We start from the raw sequence: 17555 nt of genomic DNA on the forward strand, positions 1-17555 counted from the left end.
AAATTCACACAAAATCAGATATGATTGATAATCATTATCATTTGAGATTGTTGAGGTCATTATGCCAACTAGCATATCAAAAACAACTGGCTTACGGCGCATAGGGGCTGGTTTATGGGGTGTTTTCGCCGTGATATTGCTGAGCATTACCTATGTACTCAGCAATATGGGGTTAGATAACCTCAAAATCACCATGATCATTATGATGATCGCGACTGCAGGTATGTTGTTTAACCGTGGTTCTCGGCGTTTATTGATTATCCCAGCCGTTGTTTCACTCGTGTGTTTTCTGGCTGCATTTGTATTACAAAGGTAGTATTTGGTTAAATAATGAGTGAATGCATTAGGAAAAATAATAGAGGGAAAGTGAGCGCACGGTAGAAAGTGCTTTCAAGTCAATTTGAAGTGAAAAACACTGACTGCATCAGTGGTGTGAAAGGGGGGATTTGCCCCCCATACGTCTATAGAATACTAACACCTGAAGCTAGCGCGTCTAGCAATTCCGTCACCCTCGCAACTCACTAAGCTTGTCTGGTTACACTAATTCGGTGTAGCTTTTGGTCGCCGTTTTTTGGTAAAAAATAGCCAGTCAATAATGACTGACCACTTCTAGTTTGGGTGAATTTATCGGCGTGTTAATTTCACTGATACAGTTAGCGCTTAATCGCTTGATAAACTTTAAATTTCCCTGTTTTAGCTAGCACCTCATGGCTACCGAATGCTTTATCCAGTAAATCAGGGTAAGGTAAAAAAGCATTGGCGACTATGCGCAAGCGCCCGCCCTTTTTCAGGAATTTAGGTGCTTGGTAAATCATATTTTCAACTGCACGGTAGCTAGTATTTAGCCCATCATGGAAAGGTGGATTAGAAATAATCCAGTCAAACTTATCATGAATATCTGAATAAGCGTCACTTGCAACCACTTTGCCTGTTAGCTGATTAGCTTCAAGTGTAGAAGCTGCGGAATCTAATGCAGAGGCACTGACATCACTTAATGTAAGTTTTATTTCTGGGTTTTGGGAACCAATAACGGCCGCCAATACGCCATTACCGCAAGCTAAGTCTAATAGGTCACCGCTCATAGGCTCTGTAAGTGTAGATAATAATAAATCACTACCGATATCGAGTTCCATATGGCTAAATACGCCTGGTAATGCATTAATTCTAACATTATCAATTTGATAATGACGCCACCAGCGAGAAATATCAAACTGGGTCGGTTGCTCTAGTTCGCCATAATACAAACCACAGCGGCGTGCAGAGTCAATTTTTTGCAAGCTAGCGATGCCTTCCATTATAGACTCGGCACTTTTTACCCCGCTACGGTTCTCCCCTACGATAAATATTTGGCTACCAGTAGCGAGGTGGGTACAAAGATCATCAAGCTGAAAACAAGCTTCTTGCTTGTTTTTTTGCCAAAAATAGATGAGTGTATTACAGGGCTGAATAAATTCAGCTGGGGTTGTCGCAGAGTATAACGCCATTTCCCCCATTAACGGTTGTAAACGTTGCCAGTGGTGATACTGGTTCGTAATGACACGAACGCTTGCTGCTTCTATGGTTGCTGCAAGTTCATCCTGAATGTCACCGGCCAAAATGACATGACGATCTGTAAAGTGTTCGAGATGGCGCTGTATAACTTCGCTGGCAGGTGTCAGTAATGACATATTCTGTCAATCTCCTAAAATAATAGATAACCGATAACACATTACCAGAAATGGGAGAAATAGCATTGCTCTGTTGGCGCTATTAATCCCCTTTGATAAGATGTGGTTGTACAATTGCGACTGGAAAAATAAATGACACGACGTGACAGGCTTTTAGAACAAATGGGGATCACTCAATGGATGGTGAGAAATCCAGCTGTGTTACGTGGTGAACGTGGTGTAAGGATCCCAGCGTCGACTAAGCTTATTATTATTACTGATGAGAACCTCGATTTAAATAGCCAACTGCTAAAAGATATTTTTCTATCAATGAATATTGTCTCTGATGATGTTGTTTGTGTTAATTCAGAGCAGTTAGGTTTACTCCCAACACCAATAATAACGCCTTGTTGGGTATTAGGTGGCGAAACCCACCCCGAAGGTTCAAAAATCACGTTTATTTCACCTGTTTTGTCTGAGCTGATGTCAAGTCACAGCGCTAAACAGGCACTATGGAAACAAATTTATCAATATGATGAAAATATCAACACTAAAGCAATCTGATCTCGCAACTGCTTTCTTAATTGAGAAGTTAAGTCATGACTTCCCATGGACTGAGCGTGTTTTTTATGGGAATCAAGGGGAAAAGTATCATAACATTAAGATTTCTATTAATAATCAAGTTGTTGGGTATGCAATAACTCAGTGTGTGTTGGATGAAGCCACTTTATTCAATATTGCTGTCCATCCTGACTATCAAGGGCAGGGGTATGGTCGTTTATTACTCGAGCAACTGATCAGTGATTTAGTTAAAAAAGGTATCTTAACCTTGTGGCTAGAGGTTAGGGAATCGAATGCATCAGCATTACATCTGTATGATAAGCTTGGCTTTCATCAAGTAACAGTACGGAAAGATTATTACCCGGCGAAAAAAGGCCGAGAGGATGCACTTGTCCTCGCTCTAACATTATTGAATGACGAATAAATACGGTTATCATTTTAAATGTGGAATTAAAAACCCCAGCACGAGACTCGTGCTGGGGTTTTGTCATTTAGGTTCTTATTTTTCTGTTTCCGAAAGAATGGTTTTATTCATCAGCTTAATATCTTCTTTCTGTTGTATTTTTGCTGCTGCTTGTGCATTCACTTCTTCGTTCAGGCCTTTATAGGTGGAATAACACATGATTAGCATCATGATAGATAATGGAACGGCCATCGCAACAAGGGCTGATTGTAAGCCGGATAACCCCCCAGTCATGATGAGTACTATTGCAATCGCTGCAATGATCACACCCCAAATTGTTTTCGTCACATGAGATGGGTTTGGGTTCCCATTTTCACTTACCATACCGAGTACGAAAACCGCTGAGTTTGCTGAGGTAACAAAGAAAATCAACACCAGAACAATAGCTATCATACTAATAAAGGTTGAGGCTGGAAAATAATCTAAAAATTTAAATAACGCAGAAGTAACATCGGTTTTTACTGCGTCAGCCAGTGCTGTTTGTCCTAGGTTTTGAATAAGATGGATTGCAGACCCACCCATCACGGCGAACCAAGCGAATGCACTTAATACAGGAATGAATACGGCACCAATCATAAATTCTTTAATCGTTCTGCCTTTTGAGATACGCGCTACAAAGCTACCGACTAATGGTGCCCATGCAATCCACCAACCGAAGTAAAAGAGTGTCCAGTTCGCAATCCAAGTTCCATCGTTGTACGGCTCGGTGCGAAAAGACATACTGACAAAGTTTTGTACGTAATCACCAATGCCTTGGAATAACACTTTTAAAATCGTTTGTGTTGGACCAGAGATAAAGATAAATGCCATCAACCCTATAGCAAGTACGATATTTAGGTTGGATAGATGCTTAATTGCCCCCTGCAGCCCTGAAATAGTGGAAGCGATATATACGACGGTGATAATGGCAATTAAACCAATTTGTACATAAATACTAATTGGTAACCCCCACAAATAGTTCATTCCACTGTTAACTTGTAGTGTACCAAAACCGAGTGATGTTGCGATACCGATAACGATGGAAAGCATCACTAACACGTTGATCCATTTACCAATCGAGCCGTAAATACGATCACCAAGTAATGGGTAAAATACTGAGCTCATTGATGCAGGGAGTTTCTTTCTAAATTGAAAGTAACCTAATGCAACGCCGACGAGTGCATAACAAGCCCAAGCTGATACCCCCCAGTGTAGGTAGACATATTGCATCGCCGCTTTGGCTGATTGCTCTGTAGAGCCTTGGCCAATTGGTGGACTAATATAATAGGAGACGGGTTCCGCTACCCCCCAAAACATTAAGCTAATGCCAATTGATGCGCTAAATAGCATCGCAATCCAAGTGACGGTGCTGTATTCCGGCTTGTCATCATCATCGCCTAGACGAATGTGCCCAAATTTAGAAAAACCAAGGAACATACAAAAGGCAAAAAAGATAAAAACGGAACCTAAGATAAACCAACCTAGGTTGTTGTAGATAAAACTTAAAGCTGAGTGTGAAAATGCTTCCAGTTTGTCAGGGATAAAGGCGCCAAAACTAATTAGCGCCAAACTAAAGGCTAACGACACGTAAAATATAGACTTCTTATGATTCATCATACCTCTTCTCCGGTTGCTCACTTATTTTTTTTGTATGAGAGTTGGCTTGCAGGGAATTCCTATTGTGTTTGTAAGGTTGTTTTTCGTTAATAGCTACTGTTGGTTTACAGAGAATAGCCATGCAAAGATTGCGCAGTCAACAAATAATTAACTTGTCATTAACAGAATCGGTAAATATATATCGCATATTATATTGTTTTTATTGATGAAATAATGAATGAATAAATTTTAGTCAATATTTTGTTTGATCATTATTGAGATCTGGATTAACATTCATAAAAAATATGTTAACTATAAGTTTACAAAGTGAGGGCAATTATGAGCAATGCAACCAAAGTCATTTCGATCAATGATCACCTTGATATTGATAACGCATGGACGATCCCTGCACGTTATTACACTTCTGATGATATTTTTGAGTATGAAAAAGAAAAAATATTTGCTAATTCATGGGTTTGTGTTGCCCATATCAGTGAAGTAAAAGAAAAAAACTCGTATATCACTCGTGAACTTATTGGTGAAAGCCTCGTGATCGTTCGTGGTCGTGATGATGTTTTACGTGGTTTTTATAACGTATGTCCACATCGTGGTCACCAATTAATCAGTGGTGAAAGTGGCAAAGTTAAGAATGTGATTACTTGCCCTTATCATGCATGGGCATTCAAGCTGGATGGTCAATTAGCACATGCGACCAATTGTGAGAATGTGAATAATTTTGAATCAGATGCCATGTCATTAAGCTCTTTCCATGTGACTGAACATGCAGGGTTTATTTATGTCAATATGACAACTGAAGAACCTCAACCAATTGAACAGCAATTACCTGGTTTAGCAGAAAAAATGCAAGAAGCCTGTGCTGTGATTGGTGATTTAAAATTGGCAGCACGTTTTGTCAGCCGTACCCCAGCTAATTGGAAAACTATCGTTGATAATTATATTGAATGTTATCACTGCCCGACTAACCATGTTAGTTTCGCGAGTTCAGTGGATGTTAGCGTATATGAACATCAATTATTGGATAACTGGACCGTACAAATCGGTAAAGCTAAACCTTCAGAGTCTTCATATCAGTTTGATGAATCTGTATTAGATCCTCGTTTCTTTGGTTTTTGGATTTGGCCAAGCACAATGTTCAATATGCCGCCAGGAGGGGATTTTATGACGGTTATCTATGAGTTCCCTGTCAATGCCGGAGAAACATTGCAGCATTATGATATTTACTTCCTTAATGAAGAGTTGACGGAGTACCAGAAAAATTTAGTCGAATGGTATCGTACCGTTTTTCGTCCTGAAGATTTACGTCTCGTTGAAAGTGTTCAAAAAGGCTTGAGATCTCGCGGTTACCGTGGGCAAGGCAGAATTATGGTAGATAGGCAACGCAGTGGTATTAGTGAACACGGTGTGGCTCATTTCCATAAGATTTTAGCTGGTGCGCATAGCGAGTAATTACGTTATTGAATATAAATGAACGAGGAGAAGTCACAAATGCATAAGTTAACTAACCCAGCGCTATTTCGTCAGACATGTTATATCAATGGGCAATGGGTTGATTCAGGTCAGAAAATCCCTGTGACTAATCCTGTTGACCAATCTGTGCTGGGAGAAATTCCCAGCTTGTCGGCAAGACAAGTGGATGAGGCTATTGAGCAAGCTCACATGGCGATGGAAGGTTGGCAGCAGCTTACCGCCAAGGCTCGTTCTATCATTTTACGACGTTGGTTTGAGCTTATCGAAGCCAATGTTGATGATCTCGGTCGCTTAATGACCTTAGAACAGGGTAAGCCATTACATGAAGCTAAAGGTGAAATTCGCTACGCCGCTTCATTTATAGAATGGTTTGCAGAGGAAGGTAAACGTGTTTATGGGGAGACTATCCCTCAGACTGTTGGGAGTAACCGGATTTCGACAATTAAGCAACCTATCGGGGTGTGTAGTGCCATTACACCATGGAATTTCCCCGCTGCGATGATCACCCGTAAAGCGGCACCGGCTCTTGCGGCAGGGTGTAGCATTATCATCAAACCAGCGACAGAAACACCTTTTACGGCTCTTGCATTAGCTCAATTGGCCGATGAGGCGGGTATTCCAGCAGGGGTTTTTAATGTTGTGACGGGGGAATCGCGTATTTTAGGCGAAAGACTGACAAAACATGAGCTTATCAGTAAGTTTTCGTTTACAGGTTCGACACAAGTAGGCCGAATATTATCAGAACAGTGTGCATCGACTATAAAGAAAACGTCGTTAGAACTCGGTGGTAATGCGCCTTTTATCGTCTTTGAGGATGCAGACATTGATAAAGCAGTAACTGCCGCTATTCAAGCCAAGTTCCGTAATGGTGGGCAAACCTGTGTTTGTGTTAACCGTTTCTATATTCATACTGCTATTTTTGACGAATTTAAAACCAAGTTTGTCGCAGAAGTGGCCAAATTAACCGTCGGAAATGGGCTTGCTGCGGGTACCGATATTGGGCCAATGATTACATCTAAGGCAATAGAAGGAATGAATGCATTATTGCAAGATGCATTAGCGAAAGGTGCTAAATTATTAACATTAGGTAATGAAATCAAAGAACAAGCCAACTTTTTTAATCCAAAAGTATTGGTAGATGTTGATGATTCAATGGACATTGTTCATGAAGAAATTTTTGGTCCTATTGCCACATTGATCCGCTTTAATGATGAGAGTGAAGTAATTTCTCGGGCAAATAATACTATTTATGGGCTAGCGGCGTACTTTTTCTCTCGGGATGTGAATCGGGTATATCGTGTCGCAGAAAAGCTGCAAAGTGGTATGGTCGGCATCAATACTGGTTTGATTTCTAATGAGGTTGCGCCATTCGGCGGTGTGAAACAATCTGGTTTAGGGAAAGAAGGCTCTCGTTATGGCATTGAGGATTATTTAAGCATTAAGTACTTGTGTATCGATATTGAATAAGGAAGGAGAACAGTGATGAACCAAGCAAAAATCGCGGTAAATGTTAGCCGAATAGAGCAGGTTAGCCCAAACATCAAAATGTTCGAATTCGTTGCACAGGACGGTACTTTTATGCCCTTTAGTGCGGGAAGCCATGTTACCGTTCATATGGGGGGAGAGGCTGGCTTACAGCGTGCGTATTCACTCATTAGTGATCCGCAACACTGTGGGAGTTATTGCATTTCTGTTCTGCGTGATGAAAATTCAAAAGGTGGCTCAGCTTTTATGCATGAGCAGTTATCTTTAGGGGATAGTTTATATTTATCCCCTGCCCAGAATTTTTTCTCGCTTGAGAAAAACAACAAGTGTAAGCATGTTTTGATCGCTGGAGGGATCGGTATTACGCCATTTCTTTCTTATTTATATGAGTTAGAGCACGGCAATATGGATTTTGAACTCCATTACTGTTTTCGTGACCGCAAAACGGCGGCTTTTGTCGAACATTTACAAGAGCGTATTGGCGACCGATTGCATGTATACGATAGCAGCCAAGGGCAGCGAATGTCAGTTGAGCAGTTAATCAAAAGCCAACCAAGTCATAGTCATGTTTATGTATGTGGTCCGGAATCATTAATTAATAATGTGATTGAAGAAGGTCAAAAACATCTTGGCGAGTCACAGATTCACTTTGAAAATTTTGGCGAAGTCGCGAGTGAAGGTGAGTCATTTGAAGTGCATTTTCAGCGTTCAGGGATTAGCTTAGTTGTTGGTGAAGATATGTCTATATTACAGGCAATCGAAGCAGATAAGCGCATTAATGTGGAATGTTTATGTCGTAATGGAGTCTGTGGTACTTGTGAAACGGCAATATTAGAAGGGGAGGCAGACCACCGAGACCTATACCTTGATGATGATGAAAAAGCGCAGCAAAAAACCATGATGCTGTGTGTGTCTCGCGCCAAAACTAAGCGGCTAGTGCTTGACCTATAACCGGGTTGCCCCATGATTACCCAATGGGGCAATGATTAACCACTCAGATATCTTTTAACTCAAACATTAAAAATATCTGCTGTTCATCATTAACATGTTGATAAGCTGTAATTTGTTTATCTTGAAAAACAACCTGCCCTCGGCCAGTATCGAGTACTTCATCTAGCCATGATTTATGACTAATGACTAATTGATACAATAAGCGTTGTAGGTCGAGGTAGTCTATTTCAGATGAGAGACTGTTTAAATTACTGGCTAAAATTTCACCCGCTTTGTCTGTGAAAACAACAAGATGATTGAAATGAGAAAGTAAAACATCAAAGTAGCATTTGATTTTACGTAAGCGTAATTCATTATTTTTACGTTCAGTATTGTCTAAGCTAATCCCGACTAATTTAGTTACTTTTCCATTTGAACCCCGAACACCTGTGGCACGAGATGTTATCCAGCGGTATTCACCTTCCCAGTTAATTTTGAAATCCATTTCATGGGCTCCACCTTCGCGGATGATTTTGGAATAACCATTAACCAGTTTTTCTTTAGAGTGGTGATCCATTAATGCCCAGAAATCTTCATTACTGGTGATTTTGATGCCATAAACGGCTTCAACGTTATCAGAGTAATTGAGCTCTCCGCTCATTAAGTCCCATTCCCATGTGACGATATCCGCAGATTCTTGGAGGTGGACTTCATTTATATTACGCATGACCCCTGCATTGGTGACAGTAATTAGGCTATTGGTGTATTCACCGTATTTCAACCAAATTTTGTCGACATCCAATAGTGTGGCGAGTTTTTCAAGGTTATCTTCATCTATCATGCCACCTTTTGTCCATTTATTGACCGCGGTTCTTGAGACACCAAGGGCTTCAGCTGCTTTTAATTGGCTCATTTTTTTCTGTTTTAGCAGTTTTAATAAACGTTCTTTGAATGTCTCTGCTTCTATCATCAATGCATATCCACCTTTTGCTAATAAAACTTAATTAAGTGCGTTCATGGTGTAAATTGTTGGTGAGGAATTGCTCTAAATTTTCAATAAACACTCTAAGATTAGCACTAGTTCGGATACTTCTCGAATAAACAGCATAAACATCTGCTGTTTGGTGCCATTGTGGTAAAACACGTATCAATTGACCAGATTGCAATTCGGGAAGCACGCTCCATAGGGAGCGCAGCAGTATGCCTTCGCCACTTAAACACCATTGTTTGGCCACTTCACCATTATTGACGGTCAGCTTACTGTTCGGTGTGACTGTCATACTTTCTTGTTGCTGCTCAAGTTTCCAAACAGCTGGAGCTTGGTTGCGTTCCTTGATAGCAATGCACAAGTGTTTTTGCTCAAGCTGTTGCGGATATTTAGGGTAGCCATATTTAGCCAAATAGCTTGGTGATGCGCATAAAACCCGCTGGTTATGGGCGATACGTCTAGCAATGAATTGCTCGGAAATGGCGCCTCCGATACAAATATCAACATCAATATTTTCATTGATAATATCGACGGATTTATCTGTCAGTGTAAGGTCAATCCCTAGTAAAGGGTAACTTTCCCGTAATGTGAGGATGAACGGGTTAATGTATGTACTACCAAACCCGGTGCTACAACTAATGCGAAGCGAGCCACGGATCTCTTCTCGACATGCATTAAGCTGCTCTTGCATATGTTCAAGTTCTGCTAACATCGCTTCACTACTGCGTAAAATTATCTGCCCTTCATGGGTGAGTTTAATTGAACGAGCAGTCCTAAAAAATAATATTTGCCCTAAATTTTCTTCGAGCAATTTAATTCGTTTAGAGATATAAGCAGGGGAAACCAACAGTTGCTGAGCTGCTTGAGAAAAACTCATTAGGCGCGCAACAGTCACAAAAACGCGGATATCCTCTAATGCTGGGAGCTTGTTCATAGTTTGTAAACCTAAGGATTACACTTCATGCCTATACTTTATCACAGCAAGCCATAAACTGGAGAACAAACATACCCAATTCATTTATCAGAGGTTTTCACTATGTCACAATTTAATATCGCAGTAATCCCAGGTGATGGCATCGGTACAGAAGTGATCCCTGAGGGGATAAAAGTTTTAGAAGCGGCAGCGAGTAAACATAATATAAAGCTTAACTTTACGTATTTTGATTGGTCATGTGAAACTTACCATCGTACGGGGCGTATGATGCCTGAAGATGGCTTAGAACAATTGAAAAAATTTGATGCTATTTTTTTAGGGGCGGTTGGTTTCCCTGGGGTGCCTGATCATATTTCTTTGTGGGGGTTATTACTGCCAATTCGTCGCGCATTTAACCAGTATGTGAATCTTCGCCCCGTACGTTTGTTTGATGGCATCAAGTGCCCACTTGCGGATAAAAACCCCGGAGATATTGATTTTTATGTGGTGCGTGAAAACGTGGAGGGTGAGTATTCGGCTATTGGTGGTATTCAATATGAAGGTACTGATGAAGAAATGGTGTTGCAGCAAAGTATCTTCACCCGTAAAGGTACCGACCGTATTTTAAAATATGCGTTTGACTTAGCACAATCGCGCGACAAAAAACATTTAAGTTCCGCGACTAAATCGAATGGTTTGTTTCATTCAATGCCTTATTGGGACAGTCGGGTAGCTGAAATGGCAAAACAATACCCAGAAATTAAAGTCGACCAATTCCATATCGATATTTTTGCTGCCAACTTAGTTCGAATGCCTGAGTTTTATGATGTGATTGTTGGGTCAAACTTATTTGGTGATATTTTGTCTGATTTAGGGCCTGCTTGTACTGGCACGATTGCGATTGCACCATCTGCAAATATTAACCCTGAAAAAGAATTTCCATCAATGTTTGAGCCAGTTCATGGCTCTGCGCCAGATATTGCAGGGCAAAATATTGCAAACCCAATCGGTACTATTTGGGCCGCAGCCATGATGATGCAGCATTTAGGCTGCCAAGATATCCACGATACTATTATGAGCGCAGTGGAAACCGCGATTAAACAGCGCCGGAACTTAACTCGTGATATGGGTGGGGATGCCAGTACACAAGCACTTGGAGAGGAAATTGCTCACTTAGTGGCGCTTTAACCAGTGGTTTATATTGTTATCATTTAGCTAATTTGCTACAGGGTCGAGGTACTGTTTTACGTGTACCTCGATGCTTTGATTGTTAATACCCCCAAGATCTGCGAAAATATCCACCAATTTTGATTAACAAAACGGATTTGCTGCGCTTAGAGCCAAATCAAGCCTCTTCGAATGCCTATACAAATCTGTATATAAACGAAAAGAACGGTTAAATGACAGATCAGAACTTTCTCCATGAAGTTAGCACACGTAGAACGTTTGCTATCATATCCCACCCCGATGCGGGTAAAACCACAATCACTGAAAAAGTGTTATTGTTCGGGCATGCTATTCAACGGGCTGGTACGGTAAAAGGCCGGGGTTCTAACCAGCACGCTAAATCCGACTGGATGGAAATGGAAAAGCAGCGTGGTATTTCGATTACTACCTCTGTCATGCAATTTCCTTATAACGATTGCCTTGTTAACCTACTTGATACCCCAGGGCATGAAGATTTCTCGGAAGACACTTACCGGACGTTGACTGCGGTTGACTGCTGCTTGATGGTTATTGACTCAGGTAAAGGGGTTGAAGACCGGACACGTAAACTGATGGAAGTTACTCGCTTACGTGATACGCCAATCTTAACATTCATGAATAAATTGGACCGTGATATTCGCGACCCAATGGAATTAATGGATGAAGTGGAAAACGAGCTGAAAATTGCCTGTTGCCCAATCACATGGCCTATAGGTTGCGGTAAATTATTCAAAGGTGTTTACCACTTACTGCGTGATGAAACCATCCTATACCAAACAGGTCAAGGCCATACAATTCAAGAAATTCGCATTATTAAAGGGTTAAATAACCCTGAATTGGATGCTGCTGTGGGAGACGAACTGGCAGCCCAATTACGTGATGAACTTGAGCTTGTTCAAGGCGCATCCCATGAATTTGACCATGAAGCATTTTTGCAAGGTGAGTTAACCCCGGTATTTTTTGGTACGGCTTTAGGTAACTTTGGTGTTGACCATATGTTAGACGGGCTAGTCGAATGGGCTCCACAACCACAAGCGCGTAAAACAGATTTGCGTGAAGTGAAAGCAACAGAAGAAAAATTTACGGGCTTTGTGTTCAAAATCCAAGCTAATATGGACCCGAAACACCGTGACCGTGTTGCATTTATGCGTATTGTTTCAGGTACTTATGAAAAAGGCATGAAACTACGTCAAGTGCGTATTAAAAAGGATGTGGTAATTTCTGATGCCTTAACCTTTATGGCTGGTGACCGCTCTCAAGTTGAGAATGCTTATGCGGGGGATATTATCGGCTTACATAATCATGGGACTATCCAAATCGGTGATACCTTTACACAAGGTGAAGAGTTGAAGTTTACGGGTATCCCTAACTTTGCACCTGAATTGTTCCGCCGTATTCGTTTACGTGACCCATTAAAACAAAAGCAACTGTTAAAAGGCCTTGTTCAACTTTCGGAAGAAGGTGCGGTACAAGTTTTCCGTCCGTTAACCAATAATGACTTAATTGTTGGCGCGGTCGGTGTGTTGCAGTTTGATGTGGTAGTGGCACGCCTGAAAAGCGAGTATAACGTAGAAGCTATTTACGAAGCCGTAAACGTTTCTACAGCTCGTTGGGTTGAGTGTGACGATGCGAAAAAATTCGAAGAATTTAAACGTAAAAATGAGCAAAATTTAGCACTTGATGGCGGTGATAACCTATCTTATATTGCGCCAACAATGGTGAACTTAAATCTCACTAGTGAACGCTACCCTGATGTTAGGTTCCGTAAAACACGCGAACACTAATACGTTTTTTCTCTCCCGCTACTAGTTTTGTAGCGGGGGATCTTCTTTCGACCTTCTTTTAAAGCCTATTTTTCTGTTTTTTATCGCATTTGCATCAAGAATATTCTGTCTTTGTCTTCTTTCTCTTTATTTTTAACGTTTTTTTACTTAGGCTATATTATTAGTTAGTCCATCACAGTGAAAGGAAGGTTTTTTATGAAAAAAGCAACGCTATTAAGCTGTTTGGGGGTTATTGGGTTGAGCTGGGCGCTCACGGCTTGTAGCTCATCATCAGATAGCGCTTTGAAAAAACAAGCTTCAGAAACGTGGGACAGCGCGTCAAAAACCGTTGAAATGGCGGGTAAAGATACAGGAAATGCAATTTCGAGCGGTGCAAAAAATACGGGTGAGTATATTGATGACTCTGCGATCACCGCTGATGTGAAAGGAAAACTACTCGGTACGAAAGGTATTTCGAGTAATAATGTATCAGTGAAAACCGTTAATGGAGTGGTTTATTTATCAGGTTTTGTCACCTCGACGGATCAAATTGACAAAATTGTACTGGTGGCATCACAAGTTAATGGGGTGAAATCAGTCCAAAATGGTCTGGTGCTTGCCAACTGATTGGTAAATAAATGTATCAATAGCGCAAATTGCTGAATATTTATTATACAGATCCGTTAGAATGGGCTTTCGTTAGAAGGCTCATTCTATTTTTAGGTGGCTTGAGAGCCTTTAGTCAAAAATACAAGAAATAACGGATTAAGGGGTAGTATGGGGAAACACGTCGCAGTGACATTGGGCACTATTGAGCCCCTCGCATTTTTAGACAACATTAACTCGGGGAAAACCGCACTGATATGTGAAGGTGGTGGGCAACGAGGGATTTTTACTGCGGGCGTACTGGACGAGTTTTTAATTTCCGATTTTAATCCTTTTGACTTAATGATTGGTACCTCTGCTGGGGCACAAAATCTTTCTGCTTATATCTGCGGCCAAGCAGGTTATGCACGACGAGTGATTACTCGCTATACCACCAATTCTGCTTTCTTTAACCCACTACGGTTTATTCGTGGGGGGCACCTTATTGACCTTGACTGGTTAGTTGAAACAACGGCAAAAGAATTACCATTGCGGATGCAAGCAGGGCTTGAATTACTTGCATCAGGGCGCGAGTTCTATATGGGGACAAGCCGCAGCGATGACTTTATGGCTGAGTTCTTACAACCTACAGCAGATTCTTGGTTAGATATTATCCGTGCTTCTAGCGCTATTCCTGGTTTTTATCGAACAGGTGTTGAGCTTGGTGGGACTTTGTACCTCGATGGTGGGATCAGCGCGGCGGTTCCAGTTGAAGAGGCTTATCATCGTGGTGCTGAGACGATTGTTGTGATCCGTACAGTGCCATCACAAATGTATTTTACGCCTGAATGGGTGAAAAGAATGACTCGCTGGTTAGAGGGGGATAGTAATGGCTTGCAGCGCATGGCTGCAATGTTAAAAATTCACCTTAAAAGCTACCGTAAGACGCAGGAATTTATTGAAAATCCACCTAAGGATGTACAGATCTTTGAAATTTACCCACCGGTTCCACTCAAGAGCAGTGCGCTGGGAAGTAAAGTTTCTTCATTGAACCAAGATTATCATACGGGTAGACGATGCGGCCGCTATTTTATGGCGGCACTTGGGGATGCGTTTATTGAAAATAGGCGTAGATTTAGCCGTACCTTAGAGCAAAAAATAGAATTAAACCCGATTGATATACAAATCGAGCCAGAAGAACATCGAGATTTAGTCCCTACAATGGCTACACAGCCCCTAAAAGGGATGCAAGCTAGTGAGAAGCTAGATGGATAATCTGCGGTTTATTGACACCCATTGCCATTTTGATTTCCCACCTTTCAGTGATGCATTTACTGACAGTTTAGCGCTTGCTAAGCAAAATGGGGTGAGTAAGATTATTATCCCAACTGTCAGTGTCGATAATTTTGCACGCGTGTGGCAACTAGCACAGCAGCACTCATCGTTGTATGCCGCGATGGGCTTTCACCCTTTGTACTTAAGCCAGTATCAAGATCAACACATTGATATTTTAGTCGATTACCTTAATAAAAAAGATAAAAACTGTGTGGCGATAGGGGAGATAGGGTTAGACCTTTACATGCAAAATCCACAGTTCGAGCATCAACAAAAAATACTTTCTGCACAATTAAGGCTGGCAAAACAATTCGATTTACCTGTTATTTTGCATTCACGAAAAAGCCACGATCAGCTAGCGGCGATATTGCGCCGTATGGATGTCCCTGCTTGTGGTGTTATTCATGGCTTTGCAGGGAGCTTATCTCAAGCACAAGCTTTTGTTAAACTTGGCTATTATATTGGTGTTGGTGGGACGATTACTTATGAAAGAGCCAATAAAACACGTAATGTGATATCTAATTTACCCCTTTCCTCGTTACTGCTAGAAACGGATGCACCGGACATGCCAGTGTCAGGTTTTCAAGGCGAGCCAAATCGGCCAGAACGTATTCAATGGGTTTTTCGTGCATTATGTGAACTTCGCCACGAATCCCCCGCAGAAATTGCCCAACAACTTTACAACAATAGTTTGTCGTTATTTAATCTAACGGAGTAAAACCGCAAATAAACGATAAATAATATTTATGTAAGCTTGCTACCTATCTATTTTGCTCCATTCATATTTTGCTTTGGTTGATGAGATGTTTAGTGCCTTTCCAGACTAAACCGAGTCTTGTTTGTGATTTTTGTCACATTATTTGAATTTTTATTGTTTATTGCACCACGTATTTGTGATGAGTATTGCGGGTTATTCATGATGACTAGGTATAATCATCAAACTAAGAGACAAGGTGACGTACACGTTTCCTTATATATCAATTTAAAATCAAGTGAACAGGGATCCTTCCATGCAGCTCATTATGAGTATTATAGGAATGGCGGTGCTTATCGCGATAGCCGTCCTATTTTCTAGCAATCGCCGGGCTATTCGACTCCGCACAGTCGGTGGTGCATTTTTAATCCAACTTGTTATTGGCGCATTTGTCCTTTATGTTCCCGCGGGGCGTAGTGTGCTCCAAGGAATGTCTGACGCTGTTTCTAAAGTTATTGGTTATGGTCAAGATGGGATGAGTTTCATCTTTGGGGGCCTTGTTTCCGATAAAATGTTTGAATTATTTGGTGGCGGCGGCTTTATTTTTGCTTTTCGCGTGCTGCCTATCATCGTCTTTTTCTCATCACTGATTGCGGTTCTATATTACTTAGGCATCATGCAGTTAGTGATAAAGGTATTAGGCGGTGGTCTGCAAAAAGTCTTAGGAACCTCCAGAACAGAATCGTTATCAGCCACAGCGAATATCTTTGTTGGTCAAACAGAAGCGCCACTGGTGGTACGTCCATATATCGCAACAATGACAACATCTGAGCTATTCGCCATCATGTGTGGTGGTTTGGCATCTGTTGCAGGGTCAGTATTGGCGGGTTATGCTCAAATGGGCGTCCCAATGGAATACCTGATAGCTGCATCCTTTATGGCAGCGCCGGGTGGGCTATTATTTGCCAAGCTGATGGTACCAGAAACAGAAGATGTTAAAGACAGAGTTGATGCGACGGATTTAGTTGCTGAAGACGAGCGCCCTGCCAACATTATTGATGCAGCCGCTTCAGGGGCTTCATCAGGGATGCAACTTGCGCTGAACGTGGGTGCAATGTTATTGGCTTTTATCGCGTTGATCGCGTTAATTAATGGTATTTTAGGTGGAATTGGTGGCTGGTTTGATTATCCTCAATTATCACTGGAGCTATTACTCGGTTGGTTGTTCGCACCGATTGCATTTCTCATTGGGGTGCCATGGAGCGAAGCGACAGTCGCAGGGTCTTTCATTGGCCAAAAAATTGTTGTGAATGAGTTTGTTGCATTCATGAACTTTGGTGAGTACATGAAGGCAGATGCTGAGGTTTTAGCCGCGGGTAAACAAGTGTTATCTGACCATACAAAAGCGATTATTTCTTTTGCGCTGTGTGGGTTTGCTAACTTATCATCTGTCGCTATCTTATTAGGTGGGTTGGGCGGAATGGCGCCAAGTCGCCGCGGTGATGTCGCACGCTTAGGCATGAAAGCGGTTATGGCAGGTACACTGTCTAACTTAATGAGTGCAACAATTGCAGGCTTCTTCCTGACTTTAGGTGCAGCGGCAGTTGCTTGATGTTGTTTCGAGGGGCAAAAGCTGGCTCTCTTAAACAAATATAACGGAAGGGCTCTTGTCCTTCCGTTTTTAATTTGATGCGTTATATTCTTTTGTGAATTTTTATATCAATCGAAAATTTTCAACTACTCTTAACGTAGTAAATTAATGATAAAGCATGTATCGAAAAGCCATTTGAGAGAATAAAATGGCCGTCAGATTAGGTATAATTGCAATCTTTATCACATTTATTATTTTAATAATGTAACATTCAGTCGATTAATGTGATTTGTAGCACATAAAATAACGCTATTCCATGGTCTACTATCATT

Annotated in this window: 16 protein-coding genes; 12 read left to right on the forward strand and 4 right to left on the reverse strand. The window is 41.3% G+C overall.

Annotated elements, in window-relative coordinates; genetic code table 11:
* Positions 1 to 61 precede the first annotated feature (61 nt).
* Positions 62 to 316, forward strand: coding sequence for a DUF1435 family protein (locus tag RB151_RS03025; protein WP_042849073.1), 255 nt, complete (start codon positions 62 to 64; stop codon positions 314 to 316).
* 337 nt (positions 317 to 653) lie between these two features.
* Here RB151_RS03025 and rsmC read toward each other — a convergent pair whose 3' ends face one another.
* A complete protein-coding gene (rsmC, locus tag RB151_RS03030; protein ID WP_071547689.1) occupies positions 654 to 1667 on the reverse strand; it encodes a 16S rRNA (guanine(1207)-N(2))-methyltransferase RsmC in 1014 nt (337 codons plus the stop codon).
* Between the two features lie 132 nt (positions 1668 to 1799).
* On the opposite strand from rsmC, the gene RB151_RS03035 reads away from it, so the two are divergent.
* Positions 1800 to 2210: a DNA polymerase III subunit psi gene (locus RB151_RS03035; protein ID WP_042849071.1), complete on the forward strand. Its 411-nt coding sequence runs from the start codon at positions 1800 to 1802 to the stop codon at positions 2208 to 2210.
* Positions 2179 to 2631: a ribosomal protein S18-alanine N-acetyltransferase gene (gene rimI / locus RB151_RS03040; protein ID WP_042849070.1), complete on the forward strand. Its 453-nt coding sequence runs from the start codon at positions 2179 to 2181 to the stop codon at positions 2629 to 2631. Before RB151_RS03035 ends, rimI begins: the two co-directional genes overlap by 32 nt.
* 75 nt (positions 2632 to 2706) lie before the next feature.
* Here the strand turns inward: rimI and RB151_RS03045 are convergent, their stop codons facing one another.
* Positions 2707 to 4266, reverse strand: coding sequence for a BCCT family transporter (locus RB151_RS03045; RefSeq protein WP_197679467.1), 1560 nt, complete (start codon positions 4264 to 4266; stop codon positions 2707 to 2709).
* Positions 4267 to 4584: 318 nt separating this feature from the next.
* On the opposite strand from RB151_RS03045, the gene RB151_RS03050 reads away from it, so the two are divergent.
* Genes RB151_RS03050 through RB151_RS03060 form a run of 3 tightly spaced genes read left to right on the forward strand, consistent with a single transcriptional unit; the run spans position 4585 to position 8169 of the window.
* Complete coding sequence (locus RB151_RS03050; protein ID WP_042849069.1) at positions 4585 to 5712, forward strand: aromatic ring-hydroxylating oxygenase subunit alpha; 1128 nt, start codon at positions 4585 to 4587, stop codon at positions 5710 to 5712.
* A gap of 39 nt (positions 5713 to 5751) precedes the next feature.
* Positions 5752 to 7200, forward strand: a complete 1449-nt coding sequence (locus tag RB151_RS03055) for an NAD-dependent succinate-semialdehyde dehydrogenase (protein WP_071547690.1) — start codon at positions 5752 to 5754, stop codon at positions 7198 to 7200.
* Between the two features lie 15 nt (positions 7201 to 7215).
* Entirely contained in the window at positions 7216 to 8169 is a 954-nt protein-coding gene (locus RB151_RS03060) for a PDR/VanB family oxidoreductase (RefSeq protein ID WP_042849067.1), read from the forward strand.
* 43 nt (positions 8170 to 8212) lie between these two features.
* Here RB151_RS03060 and RB151_RS03065 read toward each other — a convergent pair whose 3' ends face one another.
* Positions 8213 to 9118 (reverse strand): helix-turn-helix domain-containing protein, encoded by a 906-nt coding sequence (locus RB151_RS03065; protein WP_042849066.1) that lies wholly within the window; start codon positions 9116 to 9118, stop codon positions 8213 to 8215.
* Between the two features lie 34 nt (positions 9119 to 9152).
* The gene (locus RB151_RS03070) at positions 9153 to 10070 is read right to left on the reverse strand and encodes a LysR substrate-binding domain-containing protein (protein ID WP_042849065.1); all 918 of its coding nucleotides are present in this window, start codon (positions 10068 to 10070) and stop codon (positions 9153 to 9155) included.
* Positions 10071 to 10172: 102 nt separating this feature from the next.
* Between RB151_RS03070 and RB151_RS03075 the strand changes: the two genes are divergently transcribed.
* The 6 genes from RB151_RS03075 to RB151_RS03100 all read left to right on the forward strand — a co-directional run bounded on the left by RB151_RS03075 (position 10173) and on the right by RB151_RS03100 (position 17244).
* Positions 10173 to 11237, forward strand: coding sequence for a tartrate dehydrogenase (locus RB151_RS03075; protein WP_042849064.1), 1065 nt, complete (start codon positions 10173 to 10175; stop codon positions 11235 to 11237).
* A gap of 212 nt (positions 11238 to 11449) precedes the next feature.
* Positions 11450 to 13039: a peptide chain release factor 3 gene (gene prfC, locus RB151_RS03080; RefSeq protein WP_042849063.1), complete on the forward strand. Its 1590-nt coding sequence runs from the start codon at positions 11450 to 11452 to the stop codon at positions 13037 to 13039.
* A 195-nt stretch (positions 13040 to 13234) separates the two neighbouring features.
* The gene (locus RB151_RS03085; RefSeq protein WP_042849062.1) at positions 13235 to 13645 is read left to right on the forward strand and encodes a BON domain-containing protein; all 411 of its coding nucleotides are present in this window, start codon (positions 13235 to 13237) and stop codon (positions 13643 to 13645) included.
* Between the two features lie 150 nt (positions 13646 to 13795).
* Positions 13796 to 14878, forward strand: a complete 1083-nt coding sequence (locus tag RB151_RS03090; RefSeq protein ID WP_048608473.1) for a patatin-like phospholipase family protein — start codon at positions 13796 to 13798, stop codon at positions 14876 to 14878.
* Entirely contained in the window at positions 14871 to 15656 is a 786-nt protein-coding gene (locus RB151_RS03095) for a TatD family hydrolase (protein ID WP_071547691.1), read from the forward strand. The genes RB151_RS03090 and RB151_RS03095 overlap by 8 nt, the downstream gene beginning before the upstream one ends.
* Before the next feature lie 304 nt (positions 15657 to 15960).
* A complete protein-coding gene (locus RB151_RS03100) occupies positions 15961 to 17244 on the forward strand; it encodes a NupC/NupG family nucleoside CNT transporter (RefSeq protein WP_173424848.1) in 1284 nt (427 codons plus the stop codon).
* Positions 17245 to 17555 lie beyond the last annotated feature (311 nt).

Origin of the sequence: Providencia rettgeri, assembly GCF_001874625.1 — a bacterium.
GTDB lineage: Bacteria > Pseudomonadota > Gammaproteobacteria > Enterobacterales > Enterobacteriaceae > Providencia > Providencia huashanensis.